Annotated in this window: 10 protein-coding genes; 4 read left to right on the forward strand and 6 right to left on the reverse strand. The window is 71.5% G+C overall.

Features of this window, described 5'->3' with window-relative positions; genetic code table 11:
• The first annotated feature begins 15 nt into the window (after window positions 1–15).
• A complete protein-coding gene (locus JGR68_RS06590; protein WP_199362207.1) occupies window positions 16–672 on the forward strand; it encodes a rhomboid family intramembrane serine protease in 657 nt (218 codons plus the stop codon).
• 23 nt (window positions 673–695) lie between these two features.
• Here the strand turns inward: JGR68_RS06590 and JGR68_RS06595 are convergent, their stop codons facing one another.
• The gene (locus JGR68_RS06595; RefSeq protein ID WP_199362206.1) at window positions 696–2,702 is read right to left on the reverse strand and encodes a M13 family metallopeptidase; all 2,007 of its coding nucleotides are present in this window, start codon (window positions 2,700–2,702) and stop codon (window positions 696–698) included.
• A 485-nt stretch (window positions 2,703–3,187) separates the two neighbouring features.
• Window positions 3,188–5,266, reverse strand: coding sequence for a M13-type metalloendopeptidase (locus tag JGR68_RS06600; protein WP_199362276.1), 2,079 nt, complete (start codon window positions 5,264–5,266; stop codon window positions 3,188–3,190).
• 401 nt (window positions 5,267–5,667) lie between these two features.
• On the opposite strand from JGR68_RS06600, the gene JGR68_RS06605 reads away from it, so the two are divergent.
• Complete coding sequence (locus tag JGR68_RS06605) at window positions 5,668–7,101, forward strand: DEAD/DEAH box helicase (protein WP_199362205.1); 1,434 nt, start codon at window positions 5,668–5,670, stop codon at window positions 7,099–7,101.
• Between the two features lie 6 nt (window positions 7,102–7,107).
• Here JGR68_RS06605 and JGR68_RS06610 read toward each other — a convergent pair whose 3' ends face one another.
• The 3 genes from JGR68_RS06610 to trxA all read right to left on the reverse strand — a co-directional run bounded on the left by JGR68_RS06610 (window position 7,108) and on the right by trxA (window position 10,611).
• The gene (locus JGR68_RS06610) at window positions 7,108–9,174 is read right to left on the reverse strand and encodes a bifunctional serine/threonine-protein kinase/formylglycine-generating enzyme family protein (protein WP_199362204.1); all 2,067 of its coding nucleotides are present in this window, start codon (window positions 9,172–9,174) and stop codon (window positions 7,108–7,110) included.
• A gap of 72 nt (window positions 9,175–9,246) precedes the next feature.
• The gene (locus JGR68_RS06615; protein WP_199362203.1) at window positions 9,247–9,717 is read right to left on the reverse strand and encodes a DUF4442 domain-containing protein; all 471 of its coding nucleotides are present in this window, start codon (window positions 9,715–9,717) and stop codon (window positions 9,247–9,249) included.
• 3 nt (window positions 9,718–9,720) lie between these two features.
• Window positions 9,721–10,611: a thioredoxin gene (gene trxA, locus JGR68_RS06620; protein ID WP_199362202.1), complete on the reverse strand. Its 891-nt coding sequence runs from the start codon at window positions 10,609–10,611 to the stop codon at window positions 9,721–9,723.
• A 142-nt stretch (window positions 10,612–10,753) separates the two neighbouring features.
• On the opposite strand from trxA, the gene JGR68_RS06625 reads away from it, so the two are divergent.
• On the forward strand, window positions 10,754–11,341 hold the full coding sequence (locus tag JGR68_RS06625) for a DUF998 domain-containing protein (protein ID WP_199362201.1): 588 nt from the start codon (window positions 10,754–10,756) through the stop codon (window positions 11,339–11,341).
• 7 nt (window positions 11,342–11,348) lie between these two features.
• Here the strand turns inward: JGR68_RS06625 and JGR68_RS06630 are convergent, their stop codons facing one another.
• Window positions 11,349–13,067, reverse strand: coding sequence for a diguanylate cyclase (locus JGR68_RS06630; protein WP_199362200.1), 1,719 nt, complete (start codon window positions 13,065–13,067; stop codon window positions 11,349–11,351).
• Between the two features lie 96 nt (window positions 13,068–13,163).
• On the opposite strand from JGR68_RS06630, the gene JGR68_RS06635 reads away from it, so the two are divergent.
• Window positions 13,164–15,923: a class I tRNA ligase family protein gene (locus JGR68_RS06635; protein ID WP_199362199.1), complete on the forward strand. Its 2,760-nt coding sequence runs from the start codon at window positions 13,164–13,166 to the stop codon at window positions 15,921–15,923.
• Window positions 15,924–15,936: the final 13 nt, after the last annotated feature.

Raw genomic sequence — 15,936 nt, forward strand, 5'->3', positions numbered from 1 at the left:
CCGCGAGGACCCCGAATGCTGACCAATCTCCCCCCCGTCACCAAGGCGCTGCTGATCGCCAACGCCGGCGTGTTCCTGCTGCAGAAGCTGCTCGGCAGCGCGCTGTTCGCGCCACTGATGCTGTGGCCGATGGGGATGGATGCCTATGCCCAGGCCGCCGGCGTCCCGGGCTTCCTGCCCTGGCAGCTGCTGAGCTATGGCTTCCTGCACGGCAACCTCGCACACCTGCTGTTCAACATGCTGGCGCTGGTGATGTTCGGCGCCCAGCTCGAGTACGTCTGGGGGCAGAAGCGCTTCCTGACCTATTTCCTGGTCTGCGTGGCCGGCGCCGGCCTGTGCCAGCTGGGCGTGGCCAGCTGGGCGGTGCTGGAAGGCGGCCTGCCGTATCCGACGGTGGGTGCCTCGGGCGGCGTGTTCGGCCTGCTGCTGGCCTACGGCATGCTGTTCCCGCACCAGCGGGTGATGCTGCTGATCCCGCCGATCCCGATGAAGGCGCGCACGCTGGCCATCGTCTACGGCGTGGTCGAGCTCTACCTCGGGATCACCGGCACCCAGTCCGGCGTGGCCCACTTCGCACACCTCGGCGGCATGCTGTTCGGCTGGCTGCTGATCCGCTACTGGCGCGGCCAGCCGCCGTTCCGTCGCGGCCCGACGCGGGCGCGGCACTTCTAGGCCGCGCCCGCGCCTGCCGGGCGTCAGCGCCAGAGGCTGACGCGCTCCTCGTCCTTGCGGAACATGGCGTTGCCGGCCTTGCAGCCGTAGACCTCGCTGAAGGCGGGCAGGTTGGACAGCGGCCCGTTGCTGCGCCACTGGCCCGGCGCCTGCAGCGCGGTGCCGGCGCGCTGCTCGGCGACCACCGGCGACACCTGTTCGCGCCACAGCCCCGACCACGCGGCGAAGAAGGCCTGTCGGCCTTCCTTCGCGGCTTCCGGCTGCGCCTGGCTGAAGGCGTCCCAGGCGATCTCGACCGCGGCCAGGTCGGCGGCGTTCTCCTCGCCGGTCAGGCTGGCGTTGAGCTTGCGGCCGGTAAGGCCCGGGTAGTCGTAGTTGCCGTACTGCGCGGACAGCGCGTTCAGGCGGTCGGTCCAGGCGGTGGCGGTGCCCGGCGTCCACCAGTCGCGGATCTCGCCGCGGGCGTCGAGGTGGCGGCCCTTGCCGTCGATGGCGTGGCTGAGCTCGTGCGCGACCATGGCACCGAAGCTGCCGTAGTGCGCGGCGCCGTCCCGGGACATGTCCAGCACCGGCGCCTGCAGCACCGCGGCCGACACCAGCAGGCGGTTGTGCGCGGCGTCGTAGGCCAGCGCGGGCTCCTGCGGCTGCAGCGGCCAGCGGCGCTGGGCGTTGCCACGGCCGATGCGCTTCATCTCCTCGCGGTGCTGCCAGGTCGAGGCGATCAGCATGTTGCCGCCGAAGCTGCCGCGGCCCATCGGCTGCACGGTGTAGTCGATGTCGCGCACCGGGGCGCCGATCTCGATCCTGAGCGCGTCGAGCTTGGCGATGGCGCCGGCACGCGTGGCGTCGTCCATCCACGCGGCGCGTCCGACCGAGCGCTTCAGGGCGTCGCGCACCTGCACGGCAATGGTCTGGGCGCGGCTGCGGTTGGCGTCCGGCAGGTGGCGGCCGACGTATTCGCGCGCGACCATCTGCCCGGCGGCGTGGTTGATCGCGTGCAGCACCAGGTGCTCGCGCGACGGCTGCGCGGACTCGCCGCGCAGCACGCGGCCGCGGAAGTCGAAGGCGGCGTCGCGGAAGCCCTTGGACAGGTAGGGCGCCATCGCATCGCCGACATGGAAGCGCAGGTAGGTCTTCCACTGCGCCGGCTTGAGGCTGCCGACCAGGCCGTCGAGGGCGGCGAAGAGTTCCGGGTTGGCGATCGAGACGCTGTCGTCGGTCACCGCCTGGGCGGCGAGGAACGCGTCGAGCTGCAGGCGCTTGTAGGCCTTGCCCAGGTCGGCAGTCGGGACCAGGGCGTAGTTGCGGCGCGGGTCACGCAGGTCGGCGACCGGGCGCGATGCGCGGGCGATGCGCGTCTCGAGGTCGATCACCAGCTGCGACTCGGCCTCGAGGTCGGCCTCGGCGGTGCCGGTCAGGGCCAGGATGCGGCGGACGTAGGCGTTGTAGAGGCCGAGGATTTCGCGCGCGGCCGCGTCTTCGCGGGTGTAGTAGGCCGGGTCGGGCAGGCCGGTGCCGCCCTGGGCGAAGTAGCCGATGTGGCGGTCGAGGTCGGCGAGGTCGAGGTCGGCGCTGAAGTTGAAGACCACCGGAATGCCGACCTGGTGCAGGGCGGCGATCGACGGCGGGATGTCCTTGGCGCGGCGGATGCCGTTGATGCGGTCGAGCAGCGGGGCGATCGGGTTGGAGCCGTCGGCCTCCACCGCGGCCTCGTCCAGGCCGCTGGCCCAGAAGTCGCCGAGGAGCGTCTGCACGCCGCCCTGCGGTGCGTTCATCGCCGTGGACAGCAGCTCGCGCTGCTGCTCCAGCACGCGTGCCTGCAGCTCGCCCAGCGCCGAGACCGCGCCCGCCTCCGGCACCGGATTGGCGGCCACCCAGTCCTTGTTGGTGAAGGCGTAGAAGTCGCCACAGGCGGTCGGACCCGCCGGCGCGCGCGCGGCGCCGCGGCGCTGGGCATTGGCGTCCGCGGCCACCATGGCGAGGACGAGGCTTGCGCTGAGCGCGAGGGCGAGGGGGGCGTGCTTGGGCATGAGGGAGTCCGGCGAAATGACCGCGGGAGTCTAGCAAGCCGGCTGCTCTACCGAGGTCACGATGGTCAGTGCCGGCATGCGCTGGGGAGCTTCGTGAATACGCGTGCTGTCCGCGGCTGGCAGGTCCTCGCTGCCCGCCGCGGGCGCAGGGTGTGTGCGCACAACGGTCCGGATCAGTTCTGCCGCCGGACGCAGGACGCAGGGCACATGATCAGCGCGGCATGCGGTTTTGGCTCTCGTGCAGAGCGCCCGCAGCCCCCGCATCGCTTTGGCGCGTGGCCTGCTGACGGGAAGTCAAGGAGGAGGTGCCGGCCCTCCGGGCCGGCACCGGGGGACATGAGCGGCAGCAGGCCATGCGTCGAAGCGCCGCGGAACCTGCATGCGCGCGCTTTCCTCACTTCAGAGACGAATCAAGCACTTGAGAGAAGAACCAAAAAAAGGCCCGGCATATGCCGGGCCCGTGGGTGGAACAGAGTGACGCCGACTTACCAGATCACGACCTGGGCATCACCCTCGCGCACCATCGCATCGCCCGGCTTGCACTGGAACGCCGTCGCGAACGCCGGCAGGTTCGACGGCGCGCCGATGGCGCGGAAGTTCGCCGGGGCGTGCGGATCGGTGGCGATGCGCACCTTCAGCTCCTCGCCGGTGAAGTTGCGGCGCCACACCGTCGCCCAGTTGGCGAAGAAGCGCTGGTCGCGCGACAGGCCTTCGACCATCGGATCCTCGCTGCCTTCGGTCGCCTTCTTCATCGCGTCGTAGGCCGTGGCCAGGCCGCCGAGGTCGGCGATGTTCTCGCCCAGCGTCAGCTTGCCGTTGACCATCAACCCGGGCGCCGCCTCGTAGCCGTTGAACTGTGCGATCAGCTTGTCGGTGCGCCCCATGAAGCCCTTGGAGTCGGCCTCGGTCCACCAGTTCTGGAACTTGCCGGTGGCATCGAAGCGGCTGCCCTGGTCGTCGTAGCCATGGGTCATCTCGTGGCCGATCACCGCGCCGATGCCGCCGTAGTTGAGCGGGTCGTCGGCGTTGGCGTCGAAGAACGGCGGCTGCAGGATGGCGGCCGGGAACACGATCTCGTTGGCCAGCGGGTTGTAGTAGGCGTTGACCATCTGCGGCGGCATCGCCCACTCGGTCTTGTCGACCGGCTTGCCGATCTTGCCCAGCATCCACTTGTAGTTGAAGGCGTTGGCGGCCAGCAGGTTGCCGATGTAGCTGTCGCGCGACGTCGCCAGGCCGGACCAGTCACGCCACTTGTCCGGATAGCCGATCTTGGGCGTGAAGCTGGCCCACTTCTCCATCGCCTTGGCCTTGGTCTCGGCGGACATCCAGTCGAGGTTCTCGATGCGCGCCTTGAGCGCCTGGCTGAGGTTCCCGACCAGGGTCTCCATGCGCTCCTTGGCCTCGGGCGTGAACGCGACGTCCACGTACATCTGGCCCAGGGCCTCGCCGGTCTGGCGGGTGATCGTGTCGAGCACGCGCTTGCCGCGCTCCTTCTGCTCCTTCTGCCCACGCAGGGTGGCCTGGTAGAAGTTGAAGTTCTCCTCGGCGAAGGCGTCGGCCAGGAAGGGCGAGGCGCTGTCGACGGTGTGGAAGCGCAGGTAGGACTGCCAGGTCGCCGGGGCGACGTCGCCGAGCATCGTGCTCACCTCGGCGTGGAAGGCCGGGATCGCCAGCGAGAACTTCTCCGGCGCGGCCAGGCCCTGCGACTCGAAGAACCGGGTCCAGGTGAAGTTGGGGGCGAGCTTGTCGGCGTCGGCCAGGCTGACCGGGTTGTAGAACAGGCCGACGTCGCGCGACATCTCCTCGCTGGACTTCGACACCTTGGCCAGGCGGGTCTCGAACGCGACCACGTCGGCGGCCTGGGTGGCCGCGTCGGCGGCCGGCACGCCCGACAGCTCGAGCACCTTGGCGACATGCGCCTGGTAGGCCTCGAGCTTGTCCTTCTTGTCGGCGTCGAAGTAGTAGGTCTTGTCGGGCAGGCCCAGGCCGGCCGGGAATGCGTAGGCGATGTTCATGGACGAATCCATGAAGTCGGCCTCGGGGCCAAAGCCGAACACGGTGAACTGGCCCTTGGCCGCGCTGGCGCGCAGGTAGTCGGCGATCTTCTCCGGTGCGTCCAGGCCGGCGATGGCGGCCAGCTCGGGCTCCAGCGGCGCGAGGCCCTGGGCGTTGATCGCCTCGGCATTGGTGCCCGAGGCCCAGAGGTCGCCGACGATCTTCTCGACGCCGGTCGCGCCCTCGACCGCGGCCGCGTGTTCGGCCAGCTGGCGCTGGATCGCCTGCGAGCGCTCGTCGAGCATCTCGAACGCGCCCCAGGAGGTGCGGTCGCCCGGCACCGGGTTCGCGGCCAGCCATGTGCCGTTGACGTAGGCGCCGAAGTCGGTGCAGGCATTGCCGTTGGCGTCGAAGTCGGCGGCCTTGAAGCTGTTCACGCCCGGCAGGGTCGACTCGTCGAGGGTGAAGGCCGGGGCCTCGGGCGCGGCGCCCTCGGGCACGGTGGTGGCGGGGGCGGGGTCGCGCTGGCAGCCGGCGACGGCGCCGGCGATCGCCAGGGACAGCAGCAGGAACTTCGGTGCGGACTTGGAAGCGTGACTCATGCGGACTCCGCCCTTGCGGGCATGGGAATAGGGAACGGCCGCCCCAGGTGGGGCGGCCGGGGACCGAATGTACGCCTGCGCCGCGGCTGGCGCAGGGTGCAGAAGGTCATGCGCACGGGTCGCCCCGCTGCGCCGGGGCCAGGTGTCGGATTCAGGCGCGTTCACGTATGATGCTCCGGTTGGCGCACGGCAGCCCGTTATCCGGTCATTGCCCAGCCGCGGCCCCGCAAGGCGCCCCGGCCCTTTAACTCCCGCACGTCTCTCGTCGCGCAGACACGGCCCGGACATCTCCGGCAGCCGTCTAATCCATTGCCCGCCGCGCGGTTCACGGAAAGCGCCGGGCAAGCTGCGAACCAGGAGTTCAATCCATGTCCGATACCCGGACCTTCGAGGCCCTCGGGCTCTCGTCCGCGCTGCTGCGCACGCTCGAAACGAGCGGCTACACCGTTCCCACCCCGATCCAGGAACAGGCCATCCCGCTGATCCTGGCCGGCCATGACGTGCTGGGCGCCGCCCAGACCGGCACCGGCAAGACCGCCGCCTTCGGCATGCCGATGCTGCAGCGCCTGTCGAAGGAAACCCCGCCCAAGGGCCCGCGCAAGCCGCGCGCCCTGGTGCTGGTGCCGACCCGCGAGCTGGCGGTGCAGGTCGCCGACAGCCTGAAGGAGTACGGCCGCCACCTGCGCCTGAACGTCACCACCATCTTCGGCGGCGCCGGCATGCAGCCGCAGATCGACAACCTGCGCCGCGGCGTCGACATCCTCGTCGCCTGCCCGGGCCGCCTGATCGACCACATGGACGCCGGCCACGCCAAGCTCGACGCGGTCGAGGTGCTGGTGCTCGACGAGGCCGACCGCATGCTGGACATGGGCTTCCTGCCGCAGATGAAGCGGATCATGGGCCGGGTGCCGAAGTCGCGCCAGACGCTGCTGTTCTCGGCCACGTTCGAGTCGCGCATCAAGGCGCTGGCGCTGGATTACATGCAGTCGCCGAAGCAGGTCGAGGTGGCGGCGCAGAACACCATCGCCGAGACCATCGTGCACCGCGCGCATCCGGTCGATTCGGCCAGCAAGCGCGACCTGCTGGTCGACATCCTGTCCAAGCGCCACACCGACCAGGTGCTGGTGTTCGGCAAGACCAAGCACGGCTGCAACCGCCTGGCCGAGCAGCTCGAGAAGTCCGGCCTGCCGGCGGTGGCGATCCACGGCAACAAGAGCCAGGCGCAGCGGCAGAAGGCGCTGGACGCGTTCAAGTCCGGGCGCGCCCGGATCTTGGTCGCGACCGACGTCGCCGCGCGCGGGCTCGACATCCCGAACCTGCCGCTGGTGATCAACCACGACCTGCCGATGGTGGCCGAGGACTATGTGCACCGGATCGGTCGCACCGGCCGCGCCGGCGCCACGGGCGAGGCCCTGTCGCTGGTGTCACCGGAAGAGGGCGCGCTGCTCAACCAGATCCAGAAGATGCTCAAGGGCGAGATCCGGATGGACGTGGTGCCCGGCTACGAGCCGAGCCGTCCGATCCGGCTGGATGCGCCGATGCCGCCGCAGGGTGGGCGCGGGCAGCGTCCGGCCGGCCAGCGTGCGGGTGGCCAGCGCCGCGGTCCGCCGCAGGCGGCCGGTGACCAGCGTGCCGGCGAGCAGCGTCCGAGCCGGGCTCCCGCCCGCCCGGCGCACCGCCAGGGTGGCCACGGCAAGGTGCAGCCGACGGCTGCGCAGGCGCATGCGGGCCCCAAGGCGGCAAGTGAGCGCAGCCGTGGCGGCCGTGGCCGTCGCGGCAGCCAGGGCGGCTCGTCCGCCTGAGGCCGGTCAGTCCGCGGCCAGGTCGCGGACCAGGCGGAAGCCGACGTCGTCGAAGCCGCGGTCGGCTTCGCGGGCAGCCGGCGCGGCGGAGTCGTCGCGCCAGCTGCTGCCGTTGGCGACGCGCAGCTCGCATTTTCCGCTGCAGTCGACGTTCCATTCCGCAAGGCGGCGCGCGCCGCCCGACGAGGGCAGGCGTGCCCATTCCGAGGACGTGGCCAGGCGATAGACCTGGCCCTCGCGCTGGCCCAGCCACTGGGCATAGGCGCGCGCGTCGTCCCATGACACGCAGACCACCGGGTCGCCACCCTTCTGCTCGAAGCCCGGGCTGCGCCAGTTCCGCGGCGCGACCACGCGCAGCAGCGACGCGCGCTCGCGGCAGCGGGCCGGCTCGCGCCCGGTCGCATCGGCAAAGGCCGCGAATTCGTTCCGGCTGACCAGCCGCCGCATCGTGCCCAGGCGCATCCCGCCCTGCTGCACCAGGACCATGTCCACGCCGTTTCCGCCCAGGCGCTCGCCGGGGAGGGGAATGGTGCGTGCGCGACGATCCAGCTTGGCGAGCATCGCCGCATCCAGACCCATGCGCTTGCCAGCCTCGACCGCGTCCAGCGCTTCGGCGCGGTCGTACTTCGCGGCGGCGCGCTCCACCTGCGTCGCCACCACCTTGCCCACGCCGGCCATCGCGCCGCGCAACGCGTCGCCGTCGGCGCGCGAGGTGCGCGATGCCAGCTGGCTGGCCTGCATGACCGCGGTGCGCGCGGCGTCGGTCTCGCCGCGGGCGAACGCGCGTTCGGCGGTGGCACCCAGGGCCTTGATGAGTGCGTCGATCGCCGGTCCCAGCCGCAGGTGGCCGGCGTCGGCCTGCCAGGCGTTGAGCAGGCTGGTATAGGCGTTGTCGCCGGCGGGCGCGGTCAGCCGTCCGGCGGCCAGCTGGCGCTCGGCGCTCACCAGCCAGCGTTCGGCGTCCGAAGCCGGCGCGGCGCGCAGCATCGCATCGTCCGGGCTGCCCGGCGTCGCGGCCTGCGGCGACAGCAGCGAGCCGCTCGCGTCGCCGGGTGCCACCAGCGCGGGCTGGCCGGCGCCATCGGACGCGCGGTAGAAGGCATGCGAGGCGTCGCGACCGTCCAGCCACATGCCGGCGGCGATCGTGCCCGCCGCGAGCACGCCCACGGCTGCCCAGCCGGTGGGGGGGACCGCGCGCATGCGCCCGCCCAGGCCGTCAAGGACGCCACGCAGCCCGCCGTGGGCGCGGGCCGGCACGTGCTCCAGTGCGTCGAGCATCTGCGCCGCATCGGCGAAGCGCCGGGCCGGCGACTTGGCCAGCGCGCGGTCGATGAAGGGCTGCCAGTGGCGCAGCCCGGCGGGCAGGCGCGGGATCGGGTCCTGGACGTGCATCACCGCCATCGACAGCGCGTCGGCGGCGTTGTACGGCAACGAGCCGACCAGCATTTCCCAGGCCAGCACGCCCACGCTGTACAGGTCGGCGCGCGCGTCGACGCCTTCGCCGCGGGCCTGTTCCGGCGGCATGTACGCGGTGCTGCCGACCGCCAGGCCGGCGGTGGTCACGCGCGACCCGTAGCCGCGACGCAGCGCGATGCCGAAGTCGGCCAGGAGCGGCCGGCCGCCGTCGTCGAACAGCACGTTCTCGGCCTTGACGTCGCGGTGCACGATGCCGCGCGCGTGTGCGTACTGCAGCGCGGAGAGCAGGCTGCGCAGGATGCCGCGCACCGCCTGTTCGTCGCCGCGCAGGTCGCGCTGGGCGAGGTGGCCGCGCGGCAGGTAGGGCATCGCGTAGTAGGGCAGGCCGTCGCGGGTGCGGCCGACGTCGTGGATGCCGACGATGTTGGGATGGTCGAGGCGGGCAACGGTGCGCGCCTCGTTCTCGAAGCGCCGGCGGCTGACCTCGTCGGACAGGGCTTCGGGCAGCATCACCTTGATCGCGACTTCGCGGCCGAGCGAGAGCTGCTCGCCGAGATAGATGGTGGACATGCCGCCGATGCCGACGACGCGCGTCAGCCGGTAGCCGCGGATCTCCGGCATCGGCTCGGCGGTGCTGCTTGGATTGTCGTGCGTCATGCCGGCCCCCCTAGGCGCAAGGGAGGATAGCCCTCCCGTGCAGGGATGTGATGAAGGCGGTTGCGACGTCCGTCACGCGCCGGCGCTTCCGTCGCGCGCCGCGGGCTTGCGGCGCACGTAGACCTGCTTGCGCACGGCGGCGACCGTCTCGCCGGCGTCGTCCACGACCGGAGTCTCGAACCAGTGCAGGTGCTTGGTGCCGTCCGCCGTGGCCGCGCGGATGGCATCGAGTACGCCGTCATCGAGGTCGAAGCGCGCGTGCACGGTTCCGCGGCCCGGTTTGAGGAAACGGATCTCCGCGGCCTGGTCCCAGACGTGGTAGTCGCGGCCCAGCGCCCGCATCGTCAGCAGCATCCAGAACGGATCGGTCATGGCGAACAGGCTGCCGCCGAAGTGGGTGCCGACGTAGTTGCGGTTGTACCAGCGCCGGCGCAATTCCACGCGGGCATGGCGGAAGTCGTCGGACAGCGCGGTGATGTGGATGCCGGCGAACAGGAACGGCGGCCACGCGTTCATGCCGTGGCGCAGGATCGAGGCGCGCACCGGTCAGGACAGCAGCAGCGCCGACATCTGCCTGCGGTAGCGCGACACCAGGTCCGCGTCCTCGATCACCCGGAAGGCCTCGATCAGCGCCTTGCGCGGCAGGCCGTCCTGGTAGCCACGGTCCTGGCGCAGCATCTCCATGAACTGCTCCAGCGCCGCCTCGTGGTGGCCCTCGACCATGTGCCGGGCGCCCAGCAGGTGGCGCGCGCGCAGGTCGGCCGGGTCCGCGGCGAGCGTGGCTTCGAGGGCCGGGGCCTGCGGCGCGTCGCCCAGCAGCGCCGCGAAGCCGAGGGCGGCGCGGGCACGCAGCGCGCGGTCGTCGGTGGCGAGGTTGGCGGGCAGGGCATCCAGCAGCGCACCGGCCTCGGTGGTCTCGCCGATGGCGAGCAGGGCGACCGCCAGGTCGAGCCGCAGCGCATCGTCTTCCGGCGCGGCCGCGATCACGTCGCGCAGGCGGGCGACTTCGGCCTGCGGATCCACCGGCGCGGCAGCGTCGGCGTCCGGCGCCGCAGCCTCTTCGATGGCCGCCGGCGCATCGGCCGGGACGATGCCGTGGCCGGCCAGGAACTCGCGCAGCTGGCCCTCGGGCATCGCGCCGGGAAAGCCGTCCACCGGCTGCCCGTCCTTGACCAGGATGATGGTCGGGATCGAGCGGATCTGGAACGCGCCGGCGAGCTGCTGTTCGCGGTCGACGTCGATCTTGGCGAGCACGAAGGCACCGTTGTAGTCGGCCGCCAGCTTCTCGAGGATCGGGCCGACGGTCTTGCAGGGTCCGCACCATTCGGCCCAGAAATCGATCAGGACCGGCACCTGCATCGAGCGGTCGAGGACGTCGGCCTCGAAGGTGTCGGCGGTGGCGTCGAAGACATGGGTCGTGGCGTGCGTGGAGGACATTGCGCGATCCGGTATGCGGGAAGCATGAGATTGTGCCAGTGCTTGCCGTTTGCAAGCCGGCGGGGCCAGGATGCGCGCTTTCCCCGGGACGTGGCGGCGCATGGCAGGAACATCTCCGGGGGGACGGGACAGGGCGGTGCGCGTGGCGGGCGTCGCCGCGGCGCTGTGCTTCGCCGGCGCGCTCGCGGGTTTCGGTGCCGCGCTCGAAGGCTACGACCACCGCGCCTGGCCGGTCGCGCTGCTGGGCGCGTCGGGGGTGCCCCGCGCCAGTGCATTCAACGTGCTGGCCTATCTGCTGCCGGGGCTGCTCGCGGCCTTCGTCGCGCTGCGGCTGCGCGCACGGCTCGTGCTCGGCGGAAGCTACGCCGAGCGCATGGGCTGGAGCCTGGCCCTGCTGGCGGCGCTCGCCTTTGCAGCACAGGGCCTGTTGCCGCTGGACGCATCGGCGCCGGACGCGGGACGCGGGCGCCTGCACGGGGTGGCGTGGGCGCTGTGGGGCCTCGCCTTCGCGGCGTCGGCGTTCGCGCTGGCCGCTGCCGCGGCCCGCCACCGACGCGTGCCTGCGGCACTCGCGCACCTGGGCGCTGGCCTGCTGGTGTTCGCCCTGGGCTGGCTGGCGGCCGAGCTGGTGCCGGTGGCGCTGGCGCAGCGCCTGGCCTTCGCGGCGTGGTTCGCGTGGCTCGCGTGGGTGGCCTGGACGGGGCGGTCCGGAGCGCCCGCGACCGGGTGAACGCGGCTCAGCGGGCGGGCACGACCGCGTCGGCGTCGGCGTGCAGCACGCGGTCGCGGCCTTCCGCCTTGGCGCGGTAAAGCGCCGCGTCCGCCACCTCGAACAGCAGCTCCGGGGTCACGCCGTCCTGCGGGAAGACCGCCACGCCCATCGAAACCGTGACCGGGCCCAGCGTGCGTCCGTTGTGCGAGATGGTCTGCTGCGACACCGCCCGGCGGATCGCTTCGGCGCGCGCCAGCGCGCTTTCGAGGTCGGTTTCGGGCATGACGATGGTGAACTCCTCGCCACCGTAGCGGCAGGCCATGTCCTCCGCGCGCACCAGCGAGGCGATGCAGCGGCCGACCTGGGCCAGCACGGCGTCGCCGGCGCTGTGGCCCTGGTTGTCGTTGAAGGACTTGAACTGGTCGATGTCGATCACCGTCAGCGCCAGCGGCAGGCGCCGCCGCTCGCAGCGCAGCATCTCGCGGCGCAGGCTTTCCTCGAAGTAGCGCCGGTTGAAAAGGCCGGTCAGCGGGTCGCGCAGCGACTGCTGGCGCAGCGTCTCGCGCAATCGCAGGTTGGCGATGGCGAGCGCGAGCTGTTCGCCCAGGAGCTCGATGATCACCGCGTCGTTGTCGCCTTCTCCGCCGTCGGCGGGGCCGCTGGCGTGGAGCATGCCCAGCGTTTCGCCCTGCGCCGAAAGCGGGATGCACAGGGTGGACAGCCCGGCCATCGAGGCACCATGGTCGACGTGGGCGCAGCGCACGCCGGCGCCGGCCTGGTTGTGGTGCGGCTGGCCGCGGCGCAGCGCCCAGCACTCGGCCGGCGCGAGCACGTCGGCGCTGGCGATCGCCGGTCGGCCGAAGCTGGAGCGGCTCTCGAGCAGGTCGCGCGACCCGCGCCCCAGGTAGCACTGGCCGCCCAGGTGGGGCAGCAGGCGTTCGAAGGTGCGCGAGGTGAGCTCCATCGCCTCGTCGAGGTTCTGCGCGCTCTGCAGCATCCCGGTGTACTCGCTCAGCGCCCAGCGCTGCGCCGACAGGCGTTCGGTCATGGTCTGGGCGCGCTTCAGGTCATCCAGCGCACCGCGGGTCTCGCGCTCCAGCTTGCGATTGCGCGAGTTCTCGCGCGACAGGCTCACCAGCAGGGTCCAGAACGTCGCCAGCGAGATCGCCAGGCTCAGCAGCACGAACCCGAGCAGCAGGTTGGAGTGGCGCGCGTTGGTGGCCCGTCGCTCCTCGAGCAGGCGCAGCTCCTCCGCGCGCAGCGCTTCGCTCGCGGCGTTGACGCCGTGCATGCGCTCGACCATCTCGTTGACCCGCATGGCCGCGACGGCGGCCTGCGGACCGTCGCGATCCTGGATGTCGGCCAGTTCCTGCATCCGCCGGACCTGCTCGGTCGACTGCTGCAGCAGGACCTTGGCCCGCGCGTGCTGCGCGGGGTTGTCGCGGGTGATCCGGGCCAGCTCGCGCGCGGCGGCCACGGCCTGCGGACCCGCGCGGTCGAACTCGCTGCGCAGCGACGGGTGCCCGGTGAGCCGGTAGCCGCGGCCGGCGGCCTGGGTGGCTGCCAGCAGCCACTGGCTGCTTTCGAGCTGCCCGATCACGCGATGGCTGTGCTCGACCCAGCGGTTGCTTTCGGTGAGCAGGCGGACGCCGAAGACGGTCACCGCGGCCACCGCCACCAGCAGCAACAGCGCCGCCACGGCGGCGGCCAGGCGATAGGGGCGGAGCCGGGACGTCGACGTCATGCCGCCATGATAGGGCAGGCCGGCGTAGGCGCCGCGTGGCGGCTGCCGGCGCCACTGCGGTAGGCTTGGCAGCCCACTTTCCGCGGCAACCACGACGTGTCCGACCCCAGCGCAGCGCCCGAAACGACCTCCTACCGACCCGCCGACGTGGAGGGCGCGGCCCAGGGCTACTGGGACCGGTCCCGGGCCTGGGAAGTCGTCGAGGATCCGTCCAGGCCGAAGTTTTTCTGCCTGTCGATGCTGCCGTACCCGTCGGGCGCGCTGCACATGGGGCACGTGCGCAACTACACCATCGGCGACGTCATCAGCCGCCACAAGCGCATGACCGGCCACAACGTGCTGCAGCCGATGGGCTGGGACGCCTTCGGGCTGCCGGCCGAGAACGCGGCGATCCGGAACCGCACGGCGCCGGCGAAGTGGACGTACGCCAACATCGAGCACATGCGTGGCCAGCTGAAGATGCTGGGCTACGGCATCGACTGGTCGCGCGAGTTCGCCACCTGCAGCCCGGACTACTACGTCCACGAACAGCGCATGTTCACCCGGCTGATGAAGAAGGGCCTGGCCTACCGCCGCAACGCGGTGGTGAACTGGGATCCGGTGGACCAGACCGTGCTGGCCAACGAACAGGTCATCGACGGTCGCGGCTGGCGCTCCGGGGCGCTGGTGGAGAAGCGCGAGATCCCGCAGTGGTTCCTGCGCATCACCGATTACGCCCAGGAGCTGGTCGACGGCCTGGACGCGCTGCCCGGCTGGCCGGAACCGGTCAAGACCATGCAGCGCAACTGGATCGGCCGCAGCGAGGGCCTGGAGATCCGCTTCCGGGTCGATGGCGAGGACGCGCCGCTGTCGGTCTACACCACGCGCCCGGACACGCTGATGGGCGTGACCTTCCTCAGCATCGCCGCCGAGCACCCGCTGGCGCTGAAGGCCGCACAGGAAGACATGAAGCTGGCGGCGTTCATCGCCGGGCTGCGCCAGGGCGGTGTGTCCGAGGCCGAGCTGGAGACGCAGGAGAAGCGCGGCATGGCCACCGGCCTGTGGGCGATCCATCCGCTCACCGGCGAGGACCTGCCGGTCTACGTCGCCAACTTCGTGCTGATGGGCTACGGCACCGGCGCGGTGATGGCGGTGCCGGCGCACGACCAGCGCGACTGGGAGTTCGCCAAGGCGCACGGCCTGCCGGTGCGGCCGGTGATCGTCCCGCCCGCGGTGCGCGATGCGCTGGCCGAGGTGATCGGCGACGTCGCCCACGACGCGGACCCGTTCCAGGCCGCGCTGGCCGGCGGCAGCGTCGATGCCTATGACACCGCGGCCGCCGTCGCGGTGGTGCGCGGCTACCTCGACGGCATCGAGCAGCGCGAGGCCCATACCGAACGCGGCTTCCTGATCAACTCCGGCGAATACAACGGCCTCGACTACGACGCCGCGTTCGACGCCCTGGCCGCGCGGCTGGAAGGCGAGGGCATCGGCGCGCGCAAGGTCAACTTCCGCCTGCGCGACTGGGGCGTCAGCCGCCAGCGCTACTGGGGCTGCCCGATTCCGGTCATCTACTGCGCCGCCTGCGGCGCGCTGCCGGTGCCCGAGGACCAGCTGCCGGTGGTGCTGCCCGAGGACGTGGCCGACGCCTTCGCCTCCGGCGTGGTGCAGTCGCCGATCAAGGCCGATCCCGAGTGGCGCCGGACGACCTGTCCGCAGTGCGGCGGCGCGGCCGAGCGCGAGACCGACACCTTCGACACCTTCATGGAGTCGAGCTGGTACTACGCGCGCTACACCTCGCCGGGCGCCGCCGACATGGTCGACGGCCGGGCGAAGCACTGGACGCCGGTCGACCAGTACATCGGCGGCATCGAGCACGCGATCCTGCACCTGCTGTATTTCCGCTTCTACCACAAGCTCCTGCGCGACCAGGGGCTGGTCGACAGCGACGAGCCGGCCGTCAACCTGCTGACTCAGGGCATGGTCGTGGCCGACACCTATTACCGCGAGGACGGCAACGGCGCGCGCGAGTGGTTCAATCCCGCCGAGGTCGAAGTCGAGCGCGACGAGCGCGGCCGCATCACCGGCGCGCACCTGGCATCCGACGGACAGCCGGTGAAGGTCGGCGGCACGGAAAAGATGTCCAAGTCGAAGAACAACGGCGTCGACCCGCAGGCCATGGTGGACCGCTACGGCGCGGACACCGTGCGCCTGTTCTCGATGTTCGCCTCTCCGCCGACACTGTCGCTGGAGTGGAACGAGGCCGGGGTCGAGGGCATGGCGCGCTTCCTGCGCCGCTTCTGGCGCCTGGTGCACGAGCATGGGCGCTCGCTGGACACGGGTGGCCGGCCGGCCATCGACGTCGCCACGCTGTCGATCCCGCAGCGGACGCTGCGACGCCAGCTCCACGAGACCATCCAGAAGGTCGGCGACGACTACGGGCGCCGGCACAGCTTCAACACCGCCATCGCCGCGCTGATGGAACTGTTGAACCACGTCGCGAAGTTCGACGACGCCAGCGAGGCCGGGCGCGCGGTGCGCCACGAGGTGCTCGAGGCGATGGTGCTGATGCTCAATCCGGTCACCCCGCACACCTGCCACGCGCTGTGGCAGGCGCTGGGCCACGCCGAGCAGGTGGTCGACGACGTCGCCTTCCCGTCCGTCGATCCGGGCGCGCTGGTGCGCGACGCGGTGACCCTGGCGGTGCAGGTCAACGGCAAGCTGCGCGGCACCATCGAGGCCGCCGCGGATGCGCCGCGCGAGGCGGTCGAGGCCGCGGCGCTCGCCGAGCCGGGAGTCGCGCGGGTGCTCGAGGGCCTGACGGTGCGCAAGGTCATCGTGGTCCCCGGCAAGATCGTCAACGTGGTGGCCGGATGAAGCGCCGCCGCCT

This window comes from Luteimonas sp. MC1750, from assembly GCF_016615955.1.
Lineage (GTDB): Bacteria > Pseudomonadota > Gammaproteobacteria > Xanthomonadales > Xanthomonadaceae > Luteimonas.